This is a genomic window from Synechococcus sp. R55.2, assembly GCF_047462075.1.
Taxonomy (GTDB): Bacteria; Cyanobacteriota; Cyanobacteriia; order Thermostichales; family Thermostichaceae; genus Thermostichus.
Genome location: NZ_JANSIH010000210.1, coordinates 1 through 26,641, shown reverse-complemented (window position 1 = coordinate 26,641; position 26,641 = coordinate 1). Strand labels below are relative to the sequence as shown.

The window sequence follows — 26,641 nt, the reverse complement described above, 5'->3', positions numbered from 1 at the left end:
TTATACATTATTTTCAGTATAGTTGAGCTTATTATTGACTAGAGTCATGCTCCTCTGCCATGCGCTGCCCCAGACGACCACCCCCAACCCCTCTTCCACCCTGGGAGAGGAAATGCCTGCTCTAGGGGATCCGGGTCCGCAACAGTTCAAGTGGGCTAATGGGGGATCCCCCTCGAGAGGGGAGAGACTCAGCTCAGCAATATCCGTGCCTAGTCAAAGCAGAGGGCTATTGTTAAGGAATCTAAAGTAAAGTTGAGCTTTTGATATCACTGTTGCCGTCTTGTTACCGAAAGCGCTATCGTCTAAGCATCAAAGCTTTTTTCAAAGCTGCTTTATGGGCCCTGGAGGAGCGACCCCTCTGGGGCTTCTTCCATCCGGCTGCAGCTGAGAGGGCAAGGGATGGCTTTATGGGGTAGGGATCACTCCTCGGCGGACGGCAGGCCCCAGGGCGTGGCTGCCGATGTCAGAACGATAGTAGGCCTTGGGAAACTGCACTTGCTCCACAGCTGCGTAGGCTTGGCGCAGGGCCTCGGATAGGGTTGCCCCTTGGCCGGTAAGACAGAGAACGCGCCCGCCATCGCTCAGGAGCTGCTTGCCTGCCTGGCGGGTACCCGCATGAAACACCAACGCCCCCGTGGTGGCAGCTGCATCCAAGCCGGAGATGGGGATCCCTCGCTCGTAGGCATCGGGATAGCCTGGGGCTGCCATCACCACGCAGGCGGCATAGCCGGGTTTCCATTTGAGCTGGATTTGGGCCAGCCGTCCTTCTATACAGGCCAGCAGCACCTCGTCCAAAGGGTTTTCCAGCAAGGGCAGGATGACCTGAGCTTCGGGATCCCCAAAGCGGCAGTTGTACTCCAACACGTAGGGATCCCCACTGGGCGTGATCATCAAACCGGCATAGATCACCCCCTGGTAGCGGATGCCCCGCCGTTGCAAAGCCTCCAGGGTGGGATCCAGGATCTGGGTTTGGATGCGGGCCAACCCTTCTGGAGTGACCAGGTGATCCGCAGGGGCATGAGCTCCCATGCCGCCGGTGTTGGGGCCAGTATCGCCCTCGCCAAGGCGCTTGTAGTCCTGGGCAGGTGGCAGCGGCACACAGATCTGGCCATCGGTTAGAGCCAAAACCGACACCTCCTGGCCGGGGATAAACTCCTCGATCAGCACCTGATCGCCCGGCTTGGCCAGGGCTGCTTCCAGGGCTTGCACGGCTTCTTCCCGGTTTTGGGCAACGGTTACCCCCTTGCCGGCAGCCAGTCCATCTTTTTTGATGACCACTGGGAAACTCTGGGAGTCGAGATAGGCCACAGCGGCAGATAGCTCAGCAAAGCCGGTAGCGCGAGCAGTCGGGATCCCCGCCTCTTGCATCAATTGCTTAGCCCAGAGTTTGCTTCCTTCCAGTTGGGCAGCGGCGCGGCTAGGCCCGAAAATGGGCAACCCTGCTGCCTGGAAGGCGTCCACGATCCCCTGCACCAAGGGCAGCTCTGGCCCCACCACCGTCAGGCGGATCCCTTGTACGGTAGCAAACCGCACCAGGCCTTCAATGTCGGTAGCCGCCAAAGCCACGGATTGACAGCGGGGCAGCTGCTGCATGCCGCCGTTGCCGGGGGCACAGTAGATCCGAGTAACCTGGGGAGACTGCAACAGCTTCCAGGCCAGAGCGTGTTCTCGCCCCCCAGATCCGATGACCAGAGCCTGCATGGTGTGCTATTCCGCTGTTTCTAAACCCAGCTTGCCTGTTTTCCGAACATCCCCCATTAGACCATGTTCTTGTACCATTTCTGGGGTGTTGGCGCACTCCGGTCAGTGGACGGCGAGAGAACGGCCCCGCCAAGTCCAGTTGCGGCCGGTGGTGGTGCGGATGGCCGAAGCCAAGATGATGGCCGCTGTCGCCCAACCCCCCACTGCCGTTAGCCACCAGTAGCAGAGGGGCAGATGCGCCCAATGCCGGAGCAGAAGCCGGATGGCCAATTGGGCCAGGATCCCTGCCAAGCTGGCCAACAGCACCTCCAGGGATCCCGTAGCCCCAGCCAGGATCACCCCCAACCAGGGCAAGCTGCAGATCCCCAAGACCGTACCCATTGCCAACACCGCCAAGGCCCAGTTGCGCTCCAGGCCCAGGAACCAGTTTTTGGTCCACCCTTCCCAAAGGGCAGCCCCGTTGGCATACATGCGGCTGCGCACCCGCGGCCCTCCCAGGCAAATTTGCAGGCCCAACCCCTGGGCTTTGATCCGTTGCCCCAGGGCCACATCCTCGATCACCACATCGGCCACTCCGGCATGCCCGCCAACTTGCTCGTAGGCAGAGCGCCGAAACAGCAGGAAGGGACCAAAGGCAAAGGCTTTGGGGTTGTCGGGATCGTTCACGGCGGCAAAGTTGTAACCCACCGCCAGGATGGTCATCATGATGGGTTGCACCAGCCACTCCGCCAGGCAACCGCACACCAATTGCGGCCCTACACTCACCAAGCCGCTGCCGCTTGCCAGCAAATGTCCTAAGGCCGCTTCAATGGCACCGGATCCCAGCCGCACGTCGCAATCCAGAAACAGCAAGTAGTCGGCTTCTACGCGGGCGACGGCTTGGGCACAGGCCCAGTTTTTGCCCACCCACCTTTGGCCTTTGGGACGGGGATCCCCCTTGAGCAGGTGTAGGCGCGGATCTTGCCGTTCGGCAGCCAGGGCTTGGGCCAGCTCCCAGGTGGCATCCGTGGATTCATCGTCCACCAACCACACCTGTAAAGGGGCAGAGGTGCTGTCCAGAATGCTGCTCAGGCAGCCCACCACGTTCTCGGCCTCGTTGTAGGCGGGCACGATCACCGCCAGCCGCTCCATCCCGGCCGCGATTTCCCCTGCCTGTTCCGCCGGGGGATCCCTCAGCCAGGGGGAAGCCCGCAACGCTCGCCTCAGTTGCAGAGCCACTAGGGCAATCGCCAAAGCTGTTAAGGACAATACCCCCGTTAGGATTTCTCGGATCCCCACTCCTGCTTCCCTCGTTGTTTAGATGTGCTCAGGAACAGATTCCCACCTCTAATGCTCTAGCTCTGGGATGGCCCAATGATTTTCTAGGCAGACAAAACCCCCTCTACGATATCGCCATAGGGCCGGGGAAAGATTAGCCAGACCTGGCGCTGGGTTTCCACCAAGGCACGCACCAAAGGGGAAAGATGGGCAATTTCTTCATAGCCACGCTCGGTTTTGAGCTGGATCCCTTGGTCATAAAAGCTATAGCCCTGGACATGGGCAGAGCGGATGCCCAAGTAACTTTCAGGATCCAGCCCGTCCTGCAGCATTTTGGCCTGCACGGCGGCCACCAGGGTTTGGCGTTGTTCCTCAGACAACTGGGTAATGTTGCGGGCCTTGAACAAATCCCGCTCCAAGTAGCGCCGCGACAGATCCGCCAAGATGGGATCCTTCCCCGACATGGCCCAGAGGCGCATGGGGTAGCTGAAGATGATATCGTCGGCAGCCAAGTAGAGGGGGAGCGGCAACTCGAAGGGATCCCCTTTTTGAGCCGCCAGCGAGGCCCAGCACCAAGCGCTGAGGATGGGATCCAGCTCAATCTCCCCCCTTTGCAGGAGCGCCTCTGCCCGCCTGAATAGCCGCTCCAAGATAAAACGGGCACAGAGGCTCTTGGGGTGCTGGTACACCTGGGTGTACATGAAATAGCGCACCACCAGGTAGTGCTCGATGGCCCCCAGGCCTTTGCGGGCGGGGATGGACAGGGATCCCGTCTCCGGGTCATAATCCAGCACCGTTAGGATGCGATCCAAGTCCAGGTGGCCGTATTGGGCACCCGTGAGCAGGCTATCCCGCATCAGGTAATCGAAGCGGTCGCAGTCCAGTTGGCTGGAGATGAGTTGCCCCACCAGCGGCAGGGGAAACTGCTTCTGCAGCACTTGCTGCATCTGGGCCGGCAGTTGGGAATCAAACTCCGCCAGCAGCGTCCTCACCTGGGGATCCTCCCGGAGAATGCGGGCCGTCCAAACCTCGTGCCGGCAGCCGAAGATCTCTTCCCCGGCATGGCTAAAAGGGGCATGGCCAATGTCGTGCAGCAGAGCCGAGGCCAAGGTTACCGCCCGATAGGGACGCAGCTCCGGGTGGCGATGGGCCAATTTGTCGAACAGCCGCCGCGTTACCTGCAGCACCCCCACCGAATGGGTAAAGCGGGATCCCTCTGCCCCGTGGAAGGTAAAAAAGGCCGTGTCCAACTGGCGAATGCGGCGCAGCCGCTGAAAGGCCGGTGTATCGATCAGGCGAATGAGCAGAGCCTCAACCGCGTCCCCTCCATTCAGGCTGATGGCGCCATGCAGGGGATCGTGGTAGGTGCGGGACTTGCAAAACCGTAGCGGCATACTCCCACCATACCTCGCCAATTTTGGGATCCTTGGCTAGCCTGTCTGGGGGTGCTTCCCGCCTCGCCCTATCTATGCCCGCTTTCCCATGCCTCTCTCTGCAAAGGATGCCAGCACCCGAACCCCAGAAAACTCGACTCCAAGACAACAAGACAGCTGGGTGTTCCTCCTCTCCCTGCTGATTTTGATACTCAGTTTGGGGCTAACCGGCTGCTCTGCCAGTTCTGGATCCCCTGGTGTGCCCAGCCCACCCACCCTCACCCGCTACGTTGCCCTGGGAGCGAGCGATGCCGTTGGCTACAACGCCTCCATTTCCTGTGATGGCCCAGCCAACGCCGCCAGCACTCGACCCCAGCGCTCAGAGCCGTTGGACTGCCCCAATGGAACGGGCTATGTGCCCCGCCTGGCCCGGTCTTTGCCGGCCCCGGTTGAGCTAGTCAATTTGGGCCGTTCGGGAGCGGTGCTCAGCCCCGCCATTCAAGCCCTGAGGCAGGGGATCCCGGCCAATTTGCTGCAGGATCAAGTGCCGCGCCTTCCCCCCGATGCCACCCTGATCACCATTTGGGTGGGCGGAAACGATACCAACGCCATCGCTCTGGCGGCGGCTCAACGGGCTCTCCAAGGTGAGGATCCCTTGCCCTTCGTCGATCAGCAGATCCGACAATTCGCCGCCGATTACCAAACCCTGCTGCAAGCGGTGCGTGCCCGTGCCCCTCAAGCTCGCCTGGCGGTGGCCAACCTGCCCAACTTCGCCCTGATTCCTCTGGGTCAGCAGCAACCCAGCAGCGTGCGCCAACTGCTCTCCCTGATCTCGGTTGGCCTCACGCAACGGGCCATCAACCCCTTAAGCCAACAGGGGATCCCAGTGGTGGACTTGCTCTGCGATCCCCGCTCCTACCGACGCGAGTCCTTCTTTCCCGGCCCGCTGGCCGACGGCTTTCACCCCAACGACCGGGGCTACGCCGATTTGGCCGATGCCTTCTTGAGCGCCCTTCGGCAACCGCTCCCTCCCCAAACCCGCTGCCCTCCCTTTAGCGAGGTGGGATCCCTGCAATGGGATGCGGCGGCAGAGTCCGCCCTCCGAGGTTTTCTCGCAGATGGATACAAGCCGGCACAATAGGAAGGATCCCTGCGCTCGGCAAGGGATCCCAAAGGCGCTCAGAGGATCCACCCATGGAAAACGGGCCAGTTTTAGGAAGCAGCTACCGCTGCCGAGGAACGCCGCCGCCGGCCCAGAGCACCCGCTACCGGCTCCGGTTGGGTTTCCACACTCAGGGAAGACACAGACTCCTCTTCAGGGGATTGCACAAAAACCGCCACCGTGGGCTTGCCGGGCAATTGTTCTCGCAAGAAACGGCGCACCACCCGCTCCACTTCGCCCTTAAGGCCGGCCCAGTCGATGTCCAGGCTGCCCCGCTCCAGCGAGCGAGCAAATTGGGGCCACGCTTGCCGAAGGGTGTTCTCCAGAAGGGGTTTCAGGTCGGATCCCTTGAGTTGGTTCCCTTCCCCCGCCAAGCCAAAGGTTTGCACCTGTGGGGTGCAGAGCAACTGGCCACTGCCGTCCAGGCTGATCACCACCGTCACCATACCGTCTTTGGCGATCTGCTGCCGCTCCTGCATCATCTCATCCATCACCACTCCATCGTGGGAAGCGGCGATCATCTGTAGGCCAGAGGGGACGCGGCCCGTGATGGCAATGCGCTCCCGGTTCACCTCCACCACATCGCCGTTGTCGATGATTACAATGTTTTCCCGCGGGATCCCCATGCTCATGGCGGTTTCGGCGTGCTTGACCAGCATGCGGTATTCCCCGTGGGTGGGGACAAAGAACTTGGGGCGGGTGAGGGCAATCATCAGCTTCTGGTCTTCCTGGCAGCCGTGGCCGGAAACGTGCAGGCCCTTGTCTTTGCCGTAAATGACATTGGCTCCCAGCTCCATTAGCTTGTCAATGACCCGCGAGACTGCGATCGTGTTGCCAGGGATCGGGTTGGCCGACCACACCACCGTGTCTCCTGGCTTGATTTGCAACTGCGGGTGCTCACCGTTGGCGATGCGGGTAAGAGCAGCCAGCGGTTCTCCCTGGGATCCGGTGGTGAGGATGATCACCCGGTCATCCGGCAGGCTGTTGATCACATGCATCGGCTGCAGCGTTTCGTCCTTGCAGCGGATGTAGCCCAAGCGCCGCGCATGAGCCACCACGTTTAGCATGGAGCGGCCCAGCAGAGACACCACCCGACCTTGCTGTTCGGCAATCTGCAGCACCAAGTTGAGACGATGTACCGAAGAAGCAAAGGTGGTGATGATCACCCGTCCCTTGGCTCCGGCAATGGCCTTGGTGAGACCGGGCACCACTGAGGCTTCAGAGGGGGTGAACCCCGGCACTTCCGCGTTGGTGGAGTCGCTGATCAGGCAGAGCACTCCCTTTTCCCCATGTTCGGCCAACCGCTGCAGGTCGAAGTACTCCCCATCCACGGGGGTATGGTCGATCTTAAAGTCGCCGGTCTGAATAATGACGCCCACAGGCGTGTGCAGAGCCACCGTAAAGCTATCGGCAAACGAGTGGGTGTTGCGAATGAATTCGGCAAAAAAGTGCTTGCTCAGGGGAACGATTTCGCGGGGGCCCACAGGGCGCAGCTCTGTGCGGTTGAGCAGGCCCACCTCCCGCAGTTTCTCTTCCAGCAACGCCAGCGCCAATCTGGGGCCGTAGATGACCGGAATATCGAACTCCCGCAAGTGATACGGGATCCCGCCGATGTGATCTTCATGGCCGTGGGTAACCACCATCCCCCGCACTTTGTCGCGGTTTTGCTTGATGTAGGTCATGTCCGGCAGTACGATGTTCACGCCGTGCATGCTCTCATCGGGAAAAGCCAAACCGGCATCCAAGAGGATGATGTCATCCTCGTAGCGGAAGGCCCATGTGTTTTTGCCGATCTCCCGCTCGCCGCCCAGCGGAATCATCTGAACGGAAGAGGTGGATTGTGGGGTTACAGAACGAGAAGCAACTGAAGAACGTGGTGTTGGCATATGGGTTTAGATCCTCAACAGTAAAAAAACAAAAACAGAAATGGGCACAAGCTATCCCCAACAAGGCTGTGGGTGAAAGCTGAACTCAGCCGCCGCAACTTATTTGCTTCCCAAGCTGGGAAAGAGCTTTTCGGGGAAAAAGCCACTTACCCACAGGTCAAACGCCACAAAAGAGCCCCTTGCAAACCCCTGAAAACCGTGGTCATGGCAGAAGCAAAGCCTAAAAATGCAATCATGAAACTTTTGTCGCCATTCGCTCGGATCCCTTTGATTCAGCCAGCAGGCCCATCTCTTCAAGCACCTGTCGCAAAACCTGCAGAGAACTGGGCTGTAGAGGCGCTAGGGGAAGGCGCGCCCGACCCACTCGCCAACCCTGCATCTCCAATGCGGCCTTAATCGGAACTGGGTTGGTCTCGATGAATAAAACCTTGAACAACGGAAACAGGCGTAGGTGGTGGGCCAAAGCTTGATCGTGTTGCCCCCTGATGTAGCTCTGGATCAGCTCCTGCAACTGCAACCCAACCAGGTGGCTGGCTACACTGACCACCCCGCTCCCCCCCAAAGATAGGAGCGGCAACGTCAGAGAGTCATCCCCTGAATAGATGGCGAAACGCGAGGGAGTGAGTCGCCGAATTTCCGAAGCTACATCCATCATACCACTGGCTTCTTTGATGGCGACAACCGTTTCCAATTCTGCTAATTGGGCTACAGTCTCCGGCTGTAAACTGGCCCCTGTCCGACTGGGAATGTTGTAGAGCAAGATGGGCAGGTCACTGGCTTGGGCGATGGCCTTGAAGTGCTCATAAAGGCCGGCCTGGGTAGGCTTGTTGTAGTAGGGCACCACCTGTAAAGAGCCGTCTAAACCCAATTGAGCGGCCTTTTTTGTGGCTTCAACGGCCTCACGAGTGGAGTTGGATCCCGTCCCGGCGATCACCTTAGCCCGACCGGCTACGGCATCTCGCACCACGCGGAACAGCTCATACTCCTCTTGCCAGGTTAGGGTGGGAGATTCGCCTGTGGTGCCACAGACCACCAAGCCGTCACTGCCGTGGGTTGCCAAGTAATCGGCCAAACGAGCGGCCTCATCGTAGTTAAGCTCCCCCTCATCAGTAAAGGGGGTAACCATGGCCGTCAGCACTCGACCGAAGTTCACCGATTGCTTCTCCCCATCAACCACACCAATCCGACGATTAACCGGGCGACCCAGATGAGACCAGTTTGTTTTTCCATCATACCTGCCTTTGCGTTAGGGATCCCGCTTGCCTGCCCTGCCAAGGCCCAGTTTGTGCCTCACCCGGTTGCCACAGGCTGGATAAAAGGGAGATAACAAAGAAGACAGACCGTTTGAACACGGAATGTATAGCCATTTGCCAATCCTGCCCCTACCTTTGGGGGGAGCAGCCTTTCTACCGACACTTGAGGATCCCTATGGACGCCCTAACTGCCCTGAAAGAGCGCATTTCCGCCGACAAATTGGATCGCAGCCGCCGTTTATCGGAAGCGGAGATCCGAGAGCTGGTGGCTTATGCTACGGAAGCTCCTTCTTCCTTCAACATTCAGCACTGGCGGTTTGTTGCGGTCACCGACCCGGAAGACAAAGAGCGCCTCAAATCTCTGGCCTACAACCAACAGAAGGTGGCGGATGCATCGGTGGTGTTTATCATCCTGGGGGATCTGCGGGGGTATGAGAAACTGCCTGAAATTGTGCAAAGAAGCGTTGCTGCCGGGATCCTCCCCCCCGAAAAAGCGGAAGGCTGGGTGAACATGGCCCAGGCAACCTATCTCCACAATCCCACCTTGGCGCGGGATGAAGCGATTCGCTCTGGGGCGATGGCTGCCATGGCGCTGATGATCGCGGCTCAGGCCAAGGGTTTGGTGAGCGGGCCGATGATCGGCTTTGATCCGGAAGGGGTAAAGCGGGAGTTCGGCATTGCCGACCGCTACGTGCCGGTGATGCTGCTGGCGGTTGGATATGCGGCAGCGGGTAACCTGCCGCGCAAGCCTCGCTTGGGGGTGGATGAAGTTCTGGCCTTTGGGCGAGGGCGGGAGTTTTAGCCCCAGACTCAGGTGGGATCCCTGTCGCCCTCTCCTGGGCTCCTACCGGCATCAAGCCTTGAGAAAATGAACCAGCTGTTGTAAGCGATCCCAAGCGGCACCCCTGGCGAGAATCTCGCGAGCTTGGGCGATCCCGGCTCTCCAATCGGGGGCCACTCCGGCCACCTGCAGGGCCAAAGCAGCATTCAAGGCCACCACATCCTGCTGGGCAGGCGTCCCGGATCCCTGAAGGACTTGGGCGAGGATGGCGGCATTTTCCGCCACATCCCCCCCCTTGAGAGCTTGGGTGGGTGCCAGGGTCAGCTCGTAATCTGCAGGGTTCAAGACTTCCGTCCGTACCAGCCCACCGGACAGGATGCCCAGATCGGTGGGTTGCTCCAGACCGGCCTCGTCGAGACCTTCGCGGCTGTGCAACACAATGGCCCCTTCCCGTCCCAACAGGCGCAGGGCCTCTGCCATTACCGGCACCAGCTCCTGGGCGTAAACCCCGATCACCTGGCGGTTGGGATAGAGGGGGTTGACCAAGGGCCCCAACAGGTTGAAAATGGTGCGAACCTTGAGGGCCCGCCGATAGGGGATCACCGCCCGCATGGCCGGGTGCCACTGGGGAGCAAACAAAAAGGTGATGCCCACTTCCGCCACAGCCGCCCGCACCCGCTCTGGCTCAGCCCCCAAGTTCACCCCCAGGGCCTCCAGCACATCCGCCGAGCCGACCTTGCCAGAGGCCGAACGGTTGCCATGTTTGACCACCGGGATCCCGGCTGCACTGACCACAAAGGCCACCGCCGTGGAAATGTTAAAAGTGCTGGCCCCATCGCCGCCGGTGCCACAGGTATCCACCAGGAGAGGCAAGTCCAGCGGGGATCCCAGCGAAGCCCGCTGTAGCACTCGTGCCATGCCGGCCAGTTCACCAGCGCTGACCCCCTTGGCTTGCAGAGCCGCCAGAATCGCCCCCGACACCACATCTGGCACTTGGTTCTGGAGCCAACCGTTCATCAACTGTTCAGCTTGGGCTTCGCTGAGAGATTGCCGATCCAGCAACTGCCCCAAAAGCTGTGGCCAAAGGTCAGCCGTTTCCGTCATGGGTCGGGATCCTGGGTGTCAGCGGGTACTTATAGTAGCGTATCTAGTAGCGTATCCCGCCTCTGGGTCACTTGCCTCGTGCAGGTCGGGCCATGCTGATGGTTGGTATAGTGGGTTTGACCTGAGCCGTTTCCGGCCCTAGCAGGGTGCGCTCCATTCTTCTCTTCCCTCCCGGAGGTTGTGATGAACCCTCCAACTAACCCAAGGGCTTGCAGCCCGCTTGCACGAGCGGGAGCCTTTGCCCCCATCCATGTTGTGGGCGGGGGGTTGGCGGGGACAGAAGCTGCTTGGCAAATTGCCCAGGCAGGGTTGCCTGTCATCCTTTCGGAGATGCGCCCCGTGCGTCAGAGCCCGGCCCATCACACCGATCAGTTGGGGGAGCTGGTGTGCAGCAACTCCTTTGGGGCTGCAGCCAGCGATCGGGCGGCAGGGCTGCTCAAGGAAGAACTGCGACAACTGGGATCCCTGGTGATCGCGACGGCGGATTGCCATGCAGTGCCGGCAGGAGGGGCATTGGCAGTGGATCGGGCCCGCTTCAGCCAGGCTCTCACGGAAGCCATTCAAAACCATCCCCGCATCACCCTGCGTCGGGAGGAGGTGACGGAGATCCCGGAGGGCATTGCCGTCCTCTGTACCGGCCCTCTGACCAGCGATCCCCTGGCCAAGGCACTGCAAGCCTTTACGGGCCTGGAGTACCTGAGCTTTTTTGATGCGTCTAGCCCCATTGTTACCGGGGATTCGTTGAACCGAGCGGTGGTGTTTCAGGCTTCCCGCTACGACAAGGGGGAAGCAGCCTATCTCAACTGCCCCATGACGGAAGCGGAGTACGAACGGTTTTGGCGGGCGCTGGTGGAGGCGGAGCAGGCGCCCCTCAAGGATTTTGAACGGGAGGAGCGCAAGTTTTTCGAGGGCTGCTTGCCGATTGAAGAAATGGCGCGCCGGGGCAAAGACACCCTCTGTTTCGGCCCCTTGAAGCCGGTGGGGCTGGTGGATCCGCGCACGGGATCCCGTCCTTACGCGGTGGTGCAGTTGCGGCAAGAGGACAAAGCAGGGCAGCTGTGGAACTTGGTGGGCTTTCAAACCAACTTGAAATGGGGAGAACAGCAGCGGGTCTTTCGCCTCATCCCCGGCCTGGAACAGGCGGAGTTTGTCCGCTTTGGGGTGATGCACCGCAATACATTTTTGAATTCGCCCCAGCTTCTGTGGCCGACCTTGCAATTTCGTCGCCGACCCACGCTGTTTGCCGCCGGCCAGTTGGTGGGCACCGAGGGCTATGCCTGCGCGGTGGCAGGGGGATGGTTGGCCGGACAGAACGCCGCCCGCCTGGCTCTGGGGTTGCCCTTGATCACGCTGCCCCCCGAAACAATGATGGGATCCCTGTTTCAATTCATCAGCAGCGCGGATCCCAAGCATTTTCAGCCGATGCCGGCCAATTTTGGGCTGTTGCCGGATTTGGAGGGGCGCAAGCTTCGCAACAAGCAGGAGCGCTATGGCCGTTACCGGGATCGCGCTTTGGCTGCTCTGAAAACGACTGGGTTGGTGCGCCAAGTGCAAACTGCCTAGGGGAGGCCCAGGCTGGAGCGTGTTACCAACGGTTGCAGTCCGAAGTCAAAGTCGAGATTGAGCGTTAGCTTGAAGTCGATAAGCCTTGCGAAGGCCGACGAAGACACGCTGTGAATATTCTGGTCGTCAATGCCGGTTCCAGCAGCCTCAAATCCTCCCTATTTCTGGCGGTTGAGGGAAGGGTGGAGGCCACGCCCATCTGGCAAGCCCAGGTGGATTTCACCTACAAGCCGGGGGAGGCCCTCATCCAGACCCGTCGGCGAGGCGGTGGGTGGGAACCTTTTCCCTCCGTTTCACCTGAGAGGGGGATCGGCCAATTGGCCCCGCTGTTTCAAAGCCTCTGGCAAGGGGAGGGATCCCTGCTCTCCCAGGCGGCTGAGATCGGCGGCGTTGGCCATCGGGTGGTGCATGGGGGATCCCTGTACCGGCAGCCTACCTTAATTACACCGGAGGTGGAGCGGGCGATCGAGCAACTGATCCCCTTGGCTCCGGCCCACAACCCTGCCGCGCTAGCCGGCATTCGTCTGCTGAGTCAACTGTTGCCCGGGATCCCTCAGGTGGCCGTTTTCGACACCGCCTTCCACCAGCAAATGCCCCCGGCAGCAGCCCTCTACCCCCTCCCCTATGCCTGGGCTGAACAAGGGATCCGCCGCTACGGGTTTCATGGCATTAACCACGAGCATTGCGCCCGTCGCGCTGCCGAGATCTTGAACCGACCCCTGGAAGAGTTGCGGCTGATCACCTGTCACCTGGGCAACGGCTGTTCGTTGGCGGCTATTCGCGGGGGCAGAAGCGTGGATACCACCATGGGCTATACCCCTCTGGAGGGCTTGATGATGGGATCCCGGTCGGGGTCGGTGGATCCGGGCATTTTGATCCATCAGTTGCGCCAGGGCATGAGCGTGGATGAACTGGATCGGATCTTGAACCGAGAATCAGGGCTGAAGGGCGTTTCCGGCCTAAGCAGCGATATGCGGGTTGTGTTGGAGGCAATGGAGGCAGGCCATGCCCGGGCGGAGCTGGCTTTCGATCTGTTTGTCCACCGTCTGCGCAGCCAGATTGGGGCAATGCTCATGAGCTTAGATCGGCTGGATGCGCTGGTGTTTTCTGGGGGGATTGGGGAAAACTCAGCACCGGTGCGGGCGGCAGCCTGTGCAGACCTAGGTTTTTTGGGGATCCAGATCGACCCGGTTTTGAATGCCGGATCCCCCCGCAACTGCGATATCAGCACCTGCGATGCTCCGGTGCGGGTTCTGGTGATCTCAGCCCAAGAGGACTGGTCCATTGCCACAGCCTGCCAAAGCCTTTTGCAAAGGGAATAAGCGAAGGATCCCAGGCCGCTGCTTGCCAGGTTCTCTCCTTTCTGCCCACTGGCTTGGTGAAGATCAACCTCGGACAATAAGCTCAAGAAAGAAGGTCTTTTGAGACTCCTTTGGGATCTTTTGGGGATGGAGAAGAGATGATGCAGCGGATACATGAACGGATCCCAGTGCTGGTGCTGCTGAGCAGCGCTCTGGTGGGGTGTGGGGGTACAACCGGCAGCAGCAATCTTCCGCCCCTGCCACCTCCCATACCTGCTCCGTCCCTCACCATTACCGATCTCTCCCCGCGCACCGTCTCGGTGGGGCAAACCCCGACCTTTGTGGTGTCTTTCCGGGTAGAAGCCCCTGCCGGGATCCGGGGTTCCAACGCCTTTTTGGCTTCCGTCACCACCCCACTCGGCAATTTCGTAACTCTGGGAGCTTTTGATGCCGCTCAGTTGCCCGGCTGCTTCGTTGGGGCGACCACCTGCACCGTTACAGGGCTGACCCTGACCCAGAATCGCTTTACCCTCACTCAAACGGGATCCCATCAGCTCACCATCAGTGTGTTCGATCGGCAGGAGCGGCTGGGCAGCGGCAGTTTCACATTTACCGGAGTGCTTTGAAAACGGTTTGGATAAAGACACAGAGGATACTAGTCTTGCAGGATCCCCAGAAACTCAAAACTCACTCTAGGCCCTATCTCTCAGGTGGATTTCTGAGGCTTCCGGCCAAGGGATCAGGCCACCTCGGTCAAACTTGAACGGCCTCGCCGTTCCTGAGGAGATCGAGTTTTGTTGCTTCAAATCGGGTGGGGATAAAGTCGAGTATGTAGTCACTCTAAACATCATGGTCTAAACATCATGAATGAAACCTTTCCGTCTGGCTCCCCTCTCCCTCTGGAAGAGGAGCTGAGAGTGGTCGCGGAAGCGGCGCGGAGCGTTTGGGCACGGTCTCCAGCAGGAATGTAACTCGGAGATCCCAACTCAGGTGATCCGGATCAGCGCAAGCCTTTGGTCAGGGGAGTAGGTTATAGTTATCCAAAAAGATAACAATTTTGACGAAAAAGACATCTTCTGCTTTCCCCAAGCTGACCTTTCGATATGCTGAAGCCGATCTAGGGAATGGAGGCGCTGAACGGTGGAGAATGGGATCGTGTGTCAACTCACTTTAGAATGGATCGAGGCCGACCGGCGCCGATCGCAAACGGTTTCGCCTGTTCCCTCCAAGCTGGTTACCATTGGACGGGATCCCAGCTGTGATGTGGTGCTCAATGACCCAACTCGCTCGGTCTCAGGAGTTCACGCCGGGCTTTATTTTGATCCCAAAACCTTAAACTTTCACATTCGCAACTTAACTCGGGATCGTTTGCCTCCTAAGCAGCCCAACCCTGTCTGGGTGAATGGCCGAAAAATGATTCAGGAGGAGCCTGCGCTTGAGGCCAATAGCCAAATTCAGTTGGGGCACATTGTGCTGAGGGTGAAGTCTATAGAAGTGGCCAGGAAGGATCAGGGGGTTCCCCTCAGCCGCGGCACTTTGGACGCCCTCAAGGTTAAGTGCAGCCGCCTGGAAAACCCTCACTACCTGCCCCCGGAATATCAGGGCCAGAATTGTCCCTACTGTGGGCATTTGGTTTTGAGCGCTACCTTGGTGATCCCTCCTCCAGAAGCTGGCAAAGCCCCACAACCTCCTCTCTAGAGGACCAACCCTTTCTATTCTTCTTAATTCTTCTTACAGATCCCAGTGGCTGATCCAAGTCCGTGGGGGATAGAAAAAAGGGATCCCGGACAAACCCCGAGGTGACCTGTGAGGTCGCGTTGTTCTGGGTTTTCTCAATGGCTCCATCATGATTTTTATAAAGGTGAGCAGAAGCTATGCAAATTCAACTGAGCTGGGAAGATCCCATCACCGAAGAACAGCAGGAGCTGATTTTTCCATTGCCTCTTGCCTTGGGCAGGGAGCTGGCCCAATTGCCACAGGAATGGCAAGGTCGAGAAGTGGCGCGGGCTGTGTTTGCCAGCCAGGAGATCTCCCGTTATCACGCCCTCGTCTATCTCGGTGAGGATGGCCAGGTCATCTATGAAGATCGCAGTGCCAACGGCAGCCGCATCAATGGGGAAAAAATCCGTCAGGCACGCCGGGTGCTCCAGGGGGGAGAAGTGGTGGAGCTTGGCCCCTACAGCATCACCGTGGGTTTGGTGTCCCCCAGGGATCCCAATGCCACCCTTTTGACCGGCACCCATCGCGGTACCCCTACCCTCCTGCTAGAGCCTCGCACCGACCTGATTCGCCCGGCAACCCAACCCGACACTGCATTTGAGGTTCCCCCGGCTTCCACGGTGGTTTTTGCCCCAGAGCAGCTTCCCGAGGTGCGGCCTGGCTCGGATTTTCCGCCGCCGGATTTGTTTCGAGCTGAGCAAATTGCCCTGAGCGCCCTCAAAGCCACCGGACTACCTGTGGAAGAGACCCTCTATTTGGCCTTGGGCGGCGGTATCGGCAGCTTTGTCTGGGTGGATACCCTGCGCATCTACGGGGTCAGACCGGAACACATCCGCGTCATCAGCATTGCCCGCAAACCCTACGAACGGTATGAACGGCTTTTGACCAACTGCCAGATCCCCCGCTGGAAGCGAATTCGCTCTGGCTCCGATTCTTGTCCAGACAACATTTGGGGCTGGCCCGGCTATGCTCTGCGGGATGCTTGGCGTTCCTTTTTCTCCGGCCGATTGTTGGAAGCATTCGGCTTTTTGTGGCAGGTATTTAGTGAGCCCTTGTTGGCAGATACCTATACGCCGCGGGCGGGGGATGTATTTGCCTCAATGGATCGGGAGGCAGCCCGAATTGGTTGGGAGCAAATGTTGTGTTACGGCCATATTCGCGCCATTCGCAAAACGGAGGATGGGCGATATGTGGTGGCCTATTCGGCAACGCGGCCCGGCCATACGGATCACCGTTTTATGGTGGCCAAGTATCTCCATTTGGCAACTGGATATCCGGCCATCAAGTTGCTCAACGACCTGCAGGAGTTTCGCGAAAAAACAGGAGATTTGAGATCGGTGGTACACGGCTATGAGCCTCATGATCACGTTTATGAGCAGTTGGAGAAACAAGGTGGCACCGTCCTAATTCGGGGATTTGGGATCGTCGCCTCTCAGGTGATGGAACGCCTTTACGAAGCCCGCAAAGTCAACCCCCGCATCTCGGTGGTGCATCTGAGCCGTGCGCCCAAAAGCGGTAATCGCTTCGGACGAGCCAAACGGGCAGTGGATAACCATTGGGAGTTTCAGCCCTTCAACTGGCCCAAGGGCACTTGGGGAGGAGTTCTGCGGGCCAAATTGGAAGCGGCGACCCCCCTGGAACGGCGCGAACTGCTGGAAGCTTGGGGCGGCACCACGACAGCAAGTCGGCGGAAATGGCGGCGGATCGTGCGGCAAGGGTTGCGAGAGGGCTGGTACTCGATTGTGTTCGGCAAGGTGGAGTCGGTGGTTCCCGGCGACAAGGGTAAGCCGGTAACCTACATTCGAGGTACCCACAACAACACGCAATTAAAGGTGGAGGCCGATTTCGTTATCGACTGTACGGGTTTGGTTTCGGATCCCATGACCAATCCTCTCCTCAACGATCTAATTACCCACTACAACCTGCCCCTCAATCCTCACGGGCGCTTGCATGTCTCCAACGACTTTGAGCTGGTGGAGATGCGCAACCGGGATGGGCGAATGTACGCTGCCGGGATCATCACCTTGGGCGGGCCCTATGCGCCGGTGGATACGTTTTTGGGTTTACAGTACTGTGCCCATCGCTCGGTGGAACACCTGGCTCGACTGCGGGCACCGGGGGTCAAAGGCTTAGAAGGGATCCGATCCCTGTGGCAATGGTGCAAGTGGGCCCTAAACATCAGCCCCTAGCTTGCCGACATTGGGCAACGCTTCTGGATTTTGTGAGATGTTTTTGGTTATCAACGCTGTCCCACACGTAAAACATTGGCGGCACACCATGGCCATTCCCCATCGCGCTAGCCTCATGAAAGTGGCGTTGCGCTGAGCCCTAACTCTTCTCTACCAAAGGGAGAACGGATGGGGGTGAAGGCCAGAAGATTCTCTCAAACAGACCGGGAGCGAAATAGATCCTGATGATCTCGATAGGCAAAACTGCTGGAGGAAAAGATGACTCCGACCCTGATTGGCCGCTGGCAAACTCGCATTTTCTTATTGGCCACCGTTGGTGTTTTGGCAAGTTTACCCTTTTATTTTGGGATCACTGGACATGGCGGCAGCCTCACCTATTTTTGGGTGCTGTTCTACGTAGGTCTGTTTGGCTGTGTTTGGGATGTTGTTTATAACTACCTGATGGGGTGGATGTGGGATCACGATTGGCCTGGGATCCTTCAGCTTTTGGCCGGCATTTGGGAAGGGCTTTTTTTGGGTACAGTCTTGAAGGTGGTGGGTCTTCCTTATATCCCAACCCAACGGTTTGACTTGGGAGATTTTATTCTCCACTACAGTGTGGTCTGGGTTTGCCTTTACCTCAGCGCTTGGGTGGTAATGCGCATTTTGTTTCCCCGCTGGCGCTTTCGCGGTGGAGAGTGGCTGGGGCCATGGCCGCGCTCCGGCAGCTAGAAAGGGGATCCATTGCCGTTAGAATCGGGCTGGGAGACCTCCCCGGATAAGTCTGTGTTTTGATCAGGTCTGTACAGGCTAAGGGGAGTTGAGACTTGTTGCTGACCCAGATTTTCACCCCATGCAAGCCTGTACCCTGATTGCCCGCGCCAAGATCAACCTCTACCTGGAAATCCTCGGATCCCGTCCTGACGGGTATTCAGAGGTGGCGATGGTGTTGCAGAGCATTCATTTGGCGGATCGCCTGCAGTTGAAGTGCCGTCCTCACGGGATCCACCTCACCTGCGATCGCCCAGAAGTGCCCACAGATGCCCGCAACCTTGCCTATCAAGCCGCTGAGCTGCTGCAAAAAGAGTGTCACTCTTCCGCCGGGGTGGAGATCCACATCGAAAAGCACATTCCGGTGGCAGCAGGCTTGGCGGGGGGCTCGGCTGATGCGGCGGCGGTTTTGGTGGGGTTAAACCAACTGTGGGGGCTGGGCCTGACGGTGGGAGAGTTGCAGAGTTTGGCAGCCAGCTTGGGATCCGACATTCCCTTCTGTATCCAGGGGGGAACGCAACTGGCCACCGGGCGCGGGGAAGTTTTGGAGCCGCTGGCCGATTGGGAAGGGATCCCTGTGCTGCTGGCCAAGCCCAAGCACCTGGGGGTTTCCACCGCCTGGGCCTATCAAGCCTTTCGTTCTCGTCAGGGGAGCTTGGGAGGGGATGCCCTACCCAAACCCACACTGCCCACCTTGCCGCAGGCGTTGGCGGCTCTCAGCCGTCAGGATCCGCCGGCGTTAGCCAGGAGTTTGCGCAATGACTTGGAACAGGTGGTTTTGCCGGAGTACGCGATTGTAGGGGAACTGCGCCAAGCTCTTCTCTCGGCGGGGGCCCTGGGATCCCTGATGTCGGGGTCAGGGCCAACGGTCTTCGGAATCATGCCCAGCCTGGAGCTGGCCGCCCAAGTGCGCAACACCCTGCGTCACCAGTTTCAGGATGTAGAGTTTTGGGTGACGCAGTTTGCCCCCACTGGGATTCTGCTGCAGCCGGATCCCTGTAGCCTCAGTCCTACCTAGGTTGTCGACTGGATGGGCTGAATGTGGGATCCCCACCAGCCTTCTCTATTCTTCCCTCTGGTTGGCATAGTAGGATGAGCACCTAAACTTAACCTTGCGTTCACAGACTGCTGGCTTTAGCGGTCAAGTTATCTCTCTGCTCTGAACCTCCCTCATGCCGCCCATCACCAAGATCCTGATCGCCAACCGGGGTGAGATTGCCCTGCGCATCATCCGCACCTGTCAGGAAATGGGGATCCGAACGGTGGCCGTTTACTCCACTGCGGATCAGAACTCCCTGCACGTCCAACTGGCGGACGAGGCTGTTTGCGTAGGAGATGCCCCGGTGGCCAAAAGCTACCTCAACATTCCCAACATCATCTCGGCAGCCCTCACCCGCGGGGCCACTGCCATTCATCCGGGCTATGGGTTCTTGGCGGAGAATGCCAAATTTGCCGAGATCTGTGCTGACCACAACCTAGTCTTCATCGGCCCCTCGCCAGAGGCGATGCGCAAAATGGCCGACAAAGCCACGGCCCGCGAAACCATGCAAGCGGTGGGGGTGCCGACCGTGCCCGGTAGCCGCGGGTTGATCACTTCGGATGAAGAGGCGGTGAAGCTGGCGGAGAAAATCGGCTATCCGGTGATCATCAAAGCCACAGCCGGCGGCGGGGGTCGCGGTATGCGGGTGGCTAAAGATGCCCAGGAGCTGCTGAAGATGCTGCGCACCGCCCAGGGGGAAGCCCAAGCGGCCTTTGGCAACGGCGGGGTTTATTTGGAGAAGTTCATCGAGCGCCCCCGTCATGTGGAGTTTCAAATCTTGGCGGATAGTCAGGGCAATGTGGTGCATCTGTACGAGCGGGATTGCTCCATTCAACGGCGACACCAAAAGCTGTTGGAAGAGGCTCCCAGCCCGGCTTTGACAACGGCTCTGCGCAGCCGCATGGGAGCAGCGGCGGTGAAAGCAGCCAAGGTGGTGAATTACGTGGGAGCGGGCACGGTGGAGTTTTTGCTGGATAAAAACGGCCAGTTTTACTTCATCGAGATGAATACCCGCATCCAGGTGGAGCACCCGGTTACCGAGATGGTGACAGGGCTGGATCTGATTGCCGAGCAGATTCGCATTGCCCAAGGTCAACCCCTCACCTTTCGCCAGAAGGATGTGGAACTGCGGGGCCATGCCATCGAATGCCGCATCAACGCCGAGGATCCCAAGCAGCAGTTTCGGCCTTGCGCGGGCACGATCAGCGCCTATTTGCCCCCTGGGGGGCCGGGGGTGCGCATGGATTCCCACATCTACACCGACTACACCATTCCCCCCTACTACGATTCGCTGTTGGGCAAGCTGATCGTCTGGGGGCCTAACCGGGCAGCAGCCATCCGCCGCATGCAGCGGGCTTTGGGGGAATGCGCCATCACTGGGGTGCCCACCACGATCCCTTTCCACCAGCAGATCCTGCGCCATGAAGCTTTTTTGAGGGGCGAAGTGTACACGGACTTCATTGCTCAGCATTTGATGCCGGGGTAGGGGCCGAGTCCAAGCTGGAGCTTGCTCGCAGGGGAAGGATAGAGTTGGTTGAGGGTTGCCAGTGGGCTAAAGATGAGGGATCCCCGACCTGGTCAGGTTCGACAGACTCAACCGAGCGGCCCTGCTCCCAGTCTCAGCCATCTGGCGGCGCAATTTTTGCAGGAGCGGGAGCGGGATCTGGCCCCTGCCAGCCGCCGTACCTACCGCATTGCTCTGGAGCAGTTTGCCAAAACTTGCCCGGTGCCGCTGCCCCAGGTGCAGCCTGCCCACGTCCAGTCCTTTTTGAACAGCTTGAAGGGCCGTCCGTTTCGCAACCGCTCTGGCCAGCGGATCCACCCGCCCGCCTCTCCGGCCACCTACAACCTCAAGCGGTTGGCCTTGCAACAATTTTTTGAATGGGCCAGCCAACGGGGCTACCTTCAAGATCCCCTGCCCACCCAAGCCATTCGACCTGCCCGCCTACCCGCTCGTTTGCCCCGCGATCTGGATCGGTTATTGCTACAGCGGGTGTTGCAGCGGGCCCAAAACCATTCTCTGCGCTACGCGGCTTTGATTCGCCTGATGCTGGAGTGCGGGCTGCGGGCCCAGGAGCTGTTGGACTTAACCGTTCAAGATTTTCAAATCAGCCCTGAGGGATCCCTGTTGGAAGTGCGCTGTGGCAAGGGGAGCAAACCCCGCGCTGTGGCCATAGGGGATCCCCTCTCCGAGCTGCTGCAACAGTATCTGAGCCAAGAACGGGGCCTGTGCGCGCCGACGGATCCCTTGTTTGTTTCCCAATCTCGCTGCTTGGCCTACCGAGGCCGCCCCCTGACCTACGATGGCCTGCGCCACATTGTTCTCAAGCTCACCGAGCCTGAGCCAGGACATCAAACCCCTCACCAGTTTCGCCACAGCTTTGCCACCTTGCTGCTGGATCGTGGCGTTGCCCCTGAGCATATCCAGCACCTGCTGGGCCATACAACTGCCGCCATGACGATGCGCTACACCCAGCGGGCCAACTTGAGAGCAGCCATCGCCCGTTCCCGCGAGATCTTAAATCAGGGCTTGGTTTAGGGATCCCTGGCTGTACTATGGCCTCTGTCGTTTCCAGTGAGACAGACGCGGATTGCTCGCAGAAAGAGGGATCCCCAAAAAGAGATCAAGGATCCTCAAGGACGGACAAACCTGACTAAGGTGGTTGGAATGACCTGAAAACAACCGATAACCAATGGGTTATTTCAAGTTACACGCTGGAGAGGAATGTAGAGCACATGCTCTCTCCCCTTGCCAATGGGCAACTGCGGCCCAAGACTGGCCTTCTGTTGTCCCAACCAGATGATCAGGTTTTTGTTCTCAGGATAGTATTCCAAAACATACTTGATGAAGTCATCAATTGTACATGGCTCGTTGAAACCTCCCATCCACTGATGAAAGTGGCTATGCACTTCGCTGGCTATAGTAATCAGGTTGGAAAGATTTGCTGCAATCTTTGGATAGTGCGCTTCAGAGTAGAGATGGTGAACCGTTAGGCTACTGGCTGTTTTTCGAGTAACTCTACAGAGATTTTTATCCCTTCTTCTTGCAAGCTCTTTTGCTCTTTCTATCTGCCTTTGTCTATCCTGGATTGTCTTGACGATTGCCTGAATCTGGGGTTCAATGCGTTCGCCAACATCTCGACACCAGTCTTTTCTGTGGTTTTGCTTGAGGACTTCTACCATAATCTTGGCAAGCTCATAGATGCCTCGCAAAGAGAGGTAGACAGTGTCGTCGTTGCCAAAGCGTGTGTAATGAACGTCTTTGATGAGTTTACTTTGTTTTGATGCAATCTCAAGCGCTTTCTTAAGGTAATCAGTTCGAGTTCCAAAGATCGTCACAACATCTTGAAGAGATAGCCAAAACTGATCTTGTCTTCTGACCAGAGAGGAGCTGTTTTCGAGGATCCTATGATCCACCAGAGCCTTCTGCCTCTTGCGATACTCTTCCTTGAACCAATTCCTAATGCTTGTGTCTGTAGAGTACTTACGACCTTGCTCTGACCTAGACCTTAAAAAGGATAAAATGGCGTAAGCACCAGACTGCGTGTATTCTCTCAGCCCCGAACTTTTGTTGATAACGCGATAGTCTTTACCTTCCACCAGTTCCCACTCATCATCAGGGATACTGTCAAAGTAGGCTTCAATCTCCCTGAGTTCCTCAAGGCTGATACCCAAAAATTCGGCGAGCTTGTTTGAAGAAACATAGACTATAGCCATTGCTCAAATTTCTCCGTAAGGCTTTTGTAGAAGAGAGTCAATCGCTGGAAAATTTTGTCATCCCCGGTTGGAGAATCGGGATGGTAGATCTTGCTCAGGCGATAAAAGGCAGCTTTGATGTCCTCATTGGTAGCTCGATCGGGGTCAAGTCCAAAAACCCGCCATGGCAAGTCGTACTTGAAGATGTTGATCCCGTTGATGCAGCCATACCCCTCTTCCCCCTCTTCGTTGGGAAGGATCCCGATGTGCTGACGATAAATGCGCTCCAAATCGTCTATGTTGGATAAGCTCAGCTTGCCCATGCCGCTGGTTGCCAGTTTGAAGCTGGCTGACTTTCTCAGCTCGGCTGCGTTTTTAACGCCAAAGTGGTTGTAAATCGCTTTCTGCAGCTCTTTGACAGACAACCGAGGCGGTGGCTGTAGCTGCCTGACCACAAACCGCGCAAAATTCTCCAGGAGTTCCTTAGAGATGCCGTAGGTATCGGAAAGGCGCTGGATTTCTGCAGCAATCGCCCCTTGCGGATCGGGCTTGGTCTCTTCTCTTGAGGTTGCCCTAGTTGTTTTTGGTTTTGTGCTGGCGGCTTTTTTGGGCATGGCTTCCCCTCAAGTCAGTGATGCCAAGTGTAGATCCGCACAAAACTTATAGGCTGTCTGTGAATTTATTTGCGCAATGATGCAGACAATCTTAGGTCAGTGTAACAATGTTGCCGGTACCTGTAAAGCTTTGCACCACATAAGCTTCGCCATACCGATGCCCAGTTGGATGGCTTGGTGTGGGGAGCAGATCCGCACTGGGCGGCCCCGCAGGCGAATCTCGCCAGCATCCGGCTGGTAGAGGCCCGCCAGCATGTTCATCAGGGTGGTTTTCCCGGCGCCATTCTCCCCCCGGAGAGCGTAAATCTCCCCGGCCCGTAGTTCAAAGTCCACGCTAGAGCGCCCCCAGCTTGCCTGTTCGGTTGAGTTCCCCCGCCAGGATCCCTACCAGACAGGCTCTCTCATAAAAAGGCTGATCATAAATGGAAGGCTCTCTGAAGAAAGAGGTACACAGGTTGAGTACCACCTTTCCTTGGCAGTGAACGTATTTCCGGCTACTTTTCAGCGCCAACTTGGGGCCGCCCCTTCAGCTTTTGGGGATCAGTCGCTTCGGACAGGCAGCACGGATATGGGATTCGCTCAGGTCGGGCATGAGAGCCAAGGCCCGCTGAGCATCAATTTGCGCTTCGCACACTGCCTCCAGTACCTGCTCAGCCATCAGGGAAAGGGGCATATCGGCAGTTTGTTCGGGATCGGTATCCAGGGAAATTTGTCGGACTCCCACAGGGGGGGGTGGCAACACCGGCGGAGCTGCCTGCGGGGACAGGGTGGTGGAAGTGCCCACCTCCAACTGCGCTTCTGCCAGGGCCACACCGCGCCCCACCATCAACAGGGATCCCAGCAACAGGAGCCATCCCAGCCCATGCAACCCCTTGCTGGACTGAGTCGGATGCTTCTGCTGTCGCTCAAGACTGCTGATGGGTGTAGCCCTGCTAAACCTACCACCGAGCATGTCACCTCTCCAAAACCACCCCTTTGCTTAAGATATCCAACCCAATTTGAATTTGCAGTAGGCTATCGTTGTCCCTCCAGGTAGCACCTACCCGCTCCCAGACTTTGCCTGCTGCACCCTCTATGGCCCGTCTATCCCAAGAGCTGGCCCGGTTTTCCCGCCTTCCCGACAGCCCAGAACAGCCCGAACCCTCCCCGGAAGGGTCGATCTGCATCGAAGACATTCTAAAACTGGCCGGTGAGCGCAGCTTTGGCTTGTTTCTGGCGATCCTTTCTTTCCCTTCTGCTTTGCCCTTGCCGGCTCCCGGCTATTCCACTCCCTTTGGTGTGTTCATTCTGTTGCTGGCCCTTCAACTGGTGGCAGGGCGAACCACCCCTTGGCTGCCGAAATGGGTGTTGCAGACCTCTGTTGAACGGAAGCAATTTCAAAAGTGGGCGCAGGCCGGGATCCCGTGGCTGCAGCGGATTGAAAAGATTGCCCGTCCCCGCTGGCGGCAGCTCTGCACCACACGGCTTGGCCAAGTCTGGCTGGGCACCTGGATTGGCTTGATGGGGATTTCCATGATCATCCCCGTTCCAGGCACCAACACCCTGCCGGCAATGGGGGTTTTCGTCACCGCCTTTGGCCTCCTGGAAGAAGACGGGATCCTGTGCAGCTTGGGATCCCTGATCTGTGTAGCAGGAGGACTGCTGACCACTTCCATTTTGATCGGCCTGTGGTTGGGGGGAACAACCCTTTTGGATTGGCTGGGGAGATAGCCGTGCCGACACCGCTTATTCCGGCCTTGCACCGGTTATCGGGATGTCGGGGCCAGCGCCAGATCCTGAGTGAGGCGCAGCTCGATCACCTGATTGGGATCCAGCACCACCACTTGCGGCGCCGTGACATTGCCGATCACCGCTCCGGCCACCCCCGCCCCCAGCACTTCTTCTGTGGCAATGGCATTGTCTCCGGTCACCAAGCCGAGAATGGCGCCCGCTGCCGCACCGATGGCTGCATCCTGAATGATTTTGCCTGTGGTGGTGTAGCGGGGATCCTTGACATCGTGAATGATGTCCGATTGGGCAGCCAAGGGGAACAGTTGGTTGTTGACGATAATGCTTTCCGCCACAAAACGGGTGCCCCCCGGGGCCGGCTCAAAGCGGCCATCCACCCGCGAGCCAAAAGGCACCAGAATATCTCCCTGGGCGTTGCGAATCGGGTTGCGGACGATCAAAGACATGGGCCGGGTTTCGTTGGGGGCAATGAAGAGGCGCTCGTTGAAGGGGGTGGTGGTTTGCATCAGGGTGCCCGCCGCCAGCGTGGAAAGGCGCAGGTCGAAGCCCGGCTGGGAACCGGAGAGGGATCCCCCTGGGTTTTGCGCCACCAAGGATCCCCGGTTAAGCATGGCCTGGTGGGTGAAGGCTGCTACCTCGGCGCGAGTGGCGGGACGGTTGGGTTCCAAGAGCATCGGGTCTGGATAATTGACGATCAACCCGGCGCGGTTGGCCGCCGCAAGTTGTGCCAGGGCCCAATTGGGGATGGCTGCCGCATCTCGGTAGCGGCTGAAGAGATCGCTGGGCTGAGCGGCTGGGATCGCTCCCGTGTTGCCAATGGCGTTGGTCAAGACCACCAGCGCTTCGGTGCGGGTAACGGGCTGCTCAGGGCGGAAGGTGCCATCGGGAAAGCCTGCCACCAAGTTGTTGGCTGCTGCCGTCGAGATGGCGCTGGCTGCCCAGTGGGTGGGGGGCACATCCCGGAAGCCGATGAAAGTACCGGAGGTATTGCGGAGGCGGAAAGCGGTATTGACAATGGTGGCAAACTGAGCGCGGGTAACCGGCTCATTGGGGCGGAAGGTGCCATCGGGGAAGCCGTTCAACACTCCTTGAGCGGAGAGGGTCTCAATGTAGGCTTGGGCCCAGTGACCAAAGGTGTCGCGGAAGGGAGCGGCCATGGCCACCTGGCAGTGGATGCCCAAGACAGCTCCCGATAGGAGTATGCCTGCTGCACGTGGATTTAAAAGAGAGGGAAACATCGTTCGTTCACCGAGTTGTCGTAGCGCCCATTGCTGGGTCGATGGCTACTTTTATTCTGGCTATTTCCTCAGTGATGACAATGGCGGAAACCCTTGCTCTGAGGTAATTTGAGCGTTTCTAACCTAAGATTTGCAGCAAAACGCAACTGCAGAGGATTGATAAGGAAACCCCTAAATCTCTGTCGCGTCAGCTAGAAATCGCAGGAGCCCCGCACTGTACCCGTAGGGTCAGTGCCGGGAGGAATGCGCTTTGATGAAGTACAATGAACTTATGAGCCAAGTCCTGA

General features: G+C 58.4%; 23 protein-coding genes. 12 read left to right on the top strand and 11 right to left on the bottom strand.

Annotated elements, in window-relative coordinates; genetic code table 11:
- Positions 1-405: 405 nt before the first annotated feature.
- The 3 genes from purD to NW838_RS07450 all read right to left on the bottom strand — a co-directional run bounded on the left by purD (position 406) and on the right by NW838_RS07450 (position 4,352).
- On the bottom strand, positions 406-1,701 hold the full coding sequence (gene purD, locus NW838_RS07460; protein WP_414332286.1) for a phosphoribosylamine--glycine ligase: 1,296 nt from the start codon (positions 1,699-1,701) through the stop codon (positions 406-408).
- 102 nt (positions 1,702-1,803) lie between these two features.
- Positions 1,804-2,979 carry a glycosyltransferase gene (locus NW838_RS07455; RefSeq protein WP_414383000.1) on the bottom strand — a complete coding sequence of 392 codons (1,176 nt, stop codon included), beginning with the start codon at positions 2,977-2,979 and terminating at the stop codon, positions 1,804-1,806.
- 83 nt (positions 2,980-3,062) lie between these two features.
- Positions 3,063-4,352 carry an HD domain-containing protein gene (locus NW838_RS07450; protein ID WP_414349558.1) on the bottom strand — a complete coding sequence of 430 codons (1,290 nt, stop codon included), beginning with the start codon at positions 4,350-4,352 and terminating at the stop codon, positions 3,063-3,065.
- Between the two features lie 238 nt (positions 4,353-4,590).
- On the opposite strand from NW838_RS07450, the gene NW838_RS07445 reads away from it, so the two are divergent.
- A complete protein-coding gene (locus NW838_RS07445) occupies positions 4,591-5,472 on the top strand; it encodes an SGNH/GDSL hydrolase family protein (RefSeq protein WP_414427781.1) in 882 nt (293 codons plus the stop codon).
- Positions 5,473-5,543: 71 nt separating this feature from the next.
- Here the strand turns inward: NW838_RS07445 and NW838_RS07440 are convergent, their stop codons facing one another.
- Together NW838_RS07440 and dapA are read right to left on the bottom strand one after the other, a co-directional pair.
- Entirely contained in the window at positions 5,544-7,379 is a 1,836-nt protein-coding gene (locus NW838_RS07440) for a ribonuclease J (RefSeq protein WP_414427780.1), read from the bottom strand.
- A gap of 232 nt (positions 7,380-7,611) precedes the next feature.
- Entirely contained in the window at positions 7,612-8,532 is a 921-nt protein-coding gene (dapA, locus tag NW838_RS07435; RefSeq protein ID WP_414356927.1) for a 4-hydroxy-tetrahydrodipicolinate synthase, read from the bottom strand.
- Between the two features lie 275 nt (positions 8,533-8,807).
- Between dapA and NW838_RS07430 the strand changes: the two genes are divergently transcribed.
- Complete coding sequence (locus NW838_RS07430) at positions 8,808-9,434, top strand: nitroreductase family protein (protein WP_414356929.1); 627 nt, start codon at positions 8,808-8,810, stop codon at positions 9,432-9,434.
- 51 nt (positions 9,435-9,485) lie between these two features.
- On the opposite strand, the gene trpD is transcribed toward NW838_RS07430, so the two are convergent.
- Entirely contained in the window at positions 9,486-10,517 is a 1,032-nt protein-coding gene (trpD, locus tag NW838_RS07425) for an anthranilate phosphoribosyltransferase (protein WP_414356931.1), read from the bottom strand.
- A gap of 183 nt (positions 10,518-10,700) precedes the next feature.
- Here trpD and trmFO point away from each other — a divergent pair, with 183 nt between their 5' ends.
- The 9 genes from trmFO to NW838_RS07380 all read left to right on the top strand — a co-directional run bounded on the left by trmFO (position 10,701) and on the right by NW838_RS07380 (position 21,617).
- Positions 10,701-12,080: an FADH(2)-oxidizing methylenetetrahydrofolate--tRNA-(uracil(54)-C(5))-methyltransferase TrmFO gene (gene trmFO, locus NW838_RS07420; protein ID WP_414427779.1), complete on the top strand. Its 1,380-nt coding sequence runs from the start codon at positions 10,701-10,703 to the stop codon at positions 12,078-12,080.
- A gap of 110 nt (positions 12,081-12,190) precedes the next feature.
- Positions 12,191-13,402, top strand: a complete 1,212-nt coding sequence (locus NW838_RS07415; RefSeq protein ID WP_414356934.1) for an acetate kinase — start codon at positions 12,191-12,193, stop codon at positions 13,400-13,402.
- Positions 13,403-13,539: 137 nt separating this feature from the next.
- Positions 13,540-14,007 carry a hypothetical protein gene (locus NW838_RS07410; RefSeq protein WP_414356936.1) on the top strand — a complete coding sequence of 156 codons (468 nt, stop codon included), beginning with the start codon at positions 13,540-13,542 and terminating at the stop codon, positions 14,005-14,007.
- A gap of 529 nt (positions 14,008-14,536) precedes the next feature.
- Positions 14,537-15,079 (top strand): FHA domain-containing protein, encoded by a 543-nt coding sequence (locus NW838_RS07405; protein ID WP_414427778.1) that lies wholly within the window; start codon positions 14,537-14,539, stop codon positions 15,077-15,079.
- Between the two features lie 176 nt (positions 15,080-15,255).
- A complete protein-coding gene (locus tag NW838_RS07400) occupies positions 15,256-17,289 on the top strand; it encodes an FHA domain-containing protein (RefSeq protein ID WP_414427777.1) in 2,034 nt (677 codons plus the stop codon).
- 258 nt (positions 17,290-17,547) lie between these two features.
- On the top strand, positions 17,548-18,000 hold the full coding sequence (locus NW838_RS07395) for a hypothetical protein (protein WP_011431474.1): 453 nt from the start codon (positions 17,548-17,550) through the stop codon (positions 17,998-18,000).
- Between the two features lie 121 nt (positions 18,001-18,121).
- Positions 18,122-19,057, top strand: a complete 936-nt coding sequence (ispE, locus tag NW838_RS07390; protein WP_414427782.1) for a 4-(cytidine 5'-diphospho)-2-C-methyl-D-erythritol kinase — start codon at positions 18,122-18,124, stop codon at positions 19,055-19,057.
- A gap of 154 nt (positions 19,058-19,211) precedes the next feature.
- On the top strand, positions 19,212-20,564 hold the full coding sequence (gene accC, locus NW838_RS07385) for an acetyl-CoA carboxylase biotin carboxylase subunit (RefSeq protein WP_414356943.1): 1,353 nt from the start codon (positions 19,212-19,214) through the stop codon (positions 20,562-20,564).
- A gap of 48 nt (positions 20,565-20,612) precedes the next feature.
- Positions 20,613-21,617 (top strand): tyrosine-type recombinase/integrase, encoded by a 1,005-nt coding sequence (locus NW838_RS07380; RefSeq protein WP_414356945.1) that lies wholly within the window; start codon positions 20,613-20,615, stop codon positions 21,615-21,617.
- 164 nt (positions 21,618-21,781) lie between these two features.
- Here NW838_RS07380 and NW838_RS07375 read toward each other — a convergent pair whose 3' ends face one another.
- From NW838_RS07375 to NW838_RS07360, 4 genes are all read right to left on the bottom strand, one after another.
- The gene (locus NW838_RS07375; RefSeq protein WP_414344204.1) at positions 21,782-22,795 is read right to left on the bottom strand and encodes a hypothetical protein; all 1,014 of its coding nucleotides are present in this window, start codon (positions 22,793-22,795) and stop codon (positions 21,782-21,784) included.
- The gene (locus NW838_RS07370) at positions 22,786-23,388 is read right to left on the bottom strand and encodes a J domain-containing protein (protein ID WP_083757641.1); all 603 of its coding nucleotides are present in this window, start codon (positions 23,386-23,388) and stop codon (positions 22,786-22,788) included. The genes NW838_RS07375 and NW838_RS07370 overlap by 10 nt, the downstream gene beginning before the upstream one ends.
- 96 nt (positions 23,389-23,484) lie before the next feature.
- Positions 23,485-23,721 carry an ATP-binding cassette domain-containing protein gene (locus NW838_RS07365; protein WP_414344206.1) on the bottom strand — a complete coding sequence of 79 codons (237 nt, stop codon included), beginning with the start codon at positions 23,719-23,721 and terminating at the stop codon, positions 23,485-23,487.
- 193 nt (positions 23,722-23,914) lie between these two features.
- Positions 23,915-24,340, bottom strand: coding sequence for a hypothetical protein (locus NW838_RS07360; RefSeq protein WP_414356948.1), 426 nt, complete (start codon positions 24,338-24,340; stop codon positions 23,915-23,917).
- A gap of 122 nt (positions 24,341-24,462) precedes the next feature.
- Here NW838_RS07360 and NW838_RS07355 point away from each other — a divergent pair, with 122 nt between their 5' ends.
- Positions 24,463-25,098, top strand: a complete 636-nt coding sequence (locus NW838_RS07355; RefSeq protein WP_414427776.1) for an exopolysaccharide biosynthesis protein — start codon at positions 24,463-24,465, stop codon at positions 25,096-25,098.
- Between the two features lie 35 nt (positions 25,099-25,133).
- Here the strand turns inward: NW838_RS07355 and NW838_RS07350 are convergent, their stop codons facing one another.
- On the bottom strand, positions 25,134-26,297 hold the full coding sequence (locus tag NW838_RS07350) for an S-layer homology domain-containing protein (RefSeq protein ID WP_414427775.1): 1,164 nt from the start codon (positions 26,295-26,297) through the stop codon (positions 25,134-25,136).
- Positions 26,298-26,641: the final 344 nt, after the last annotated feature.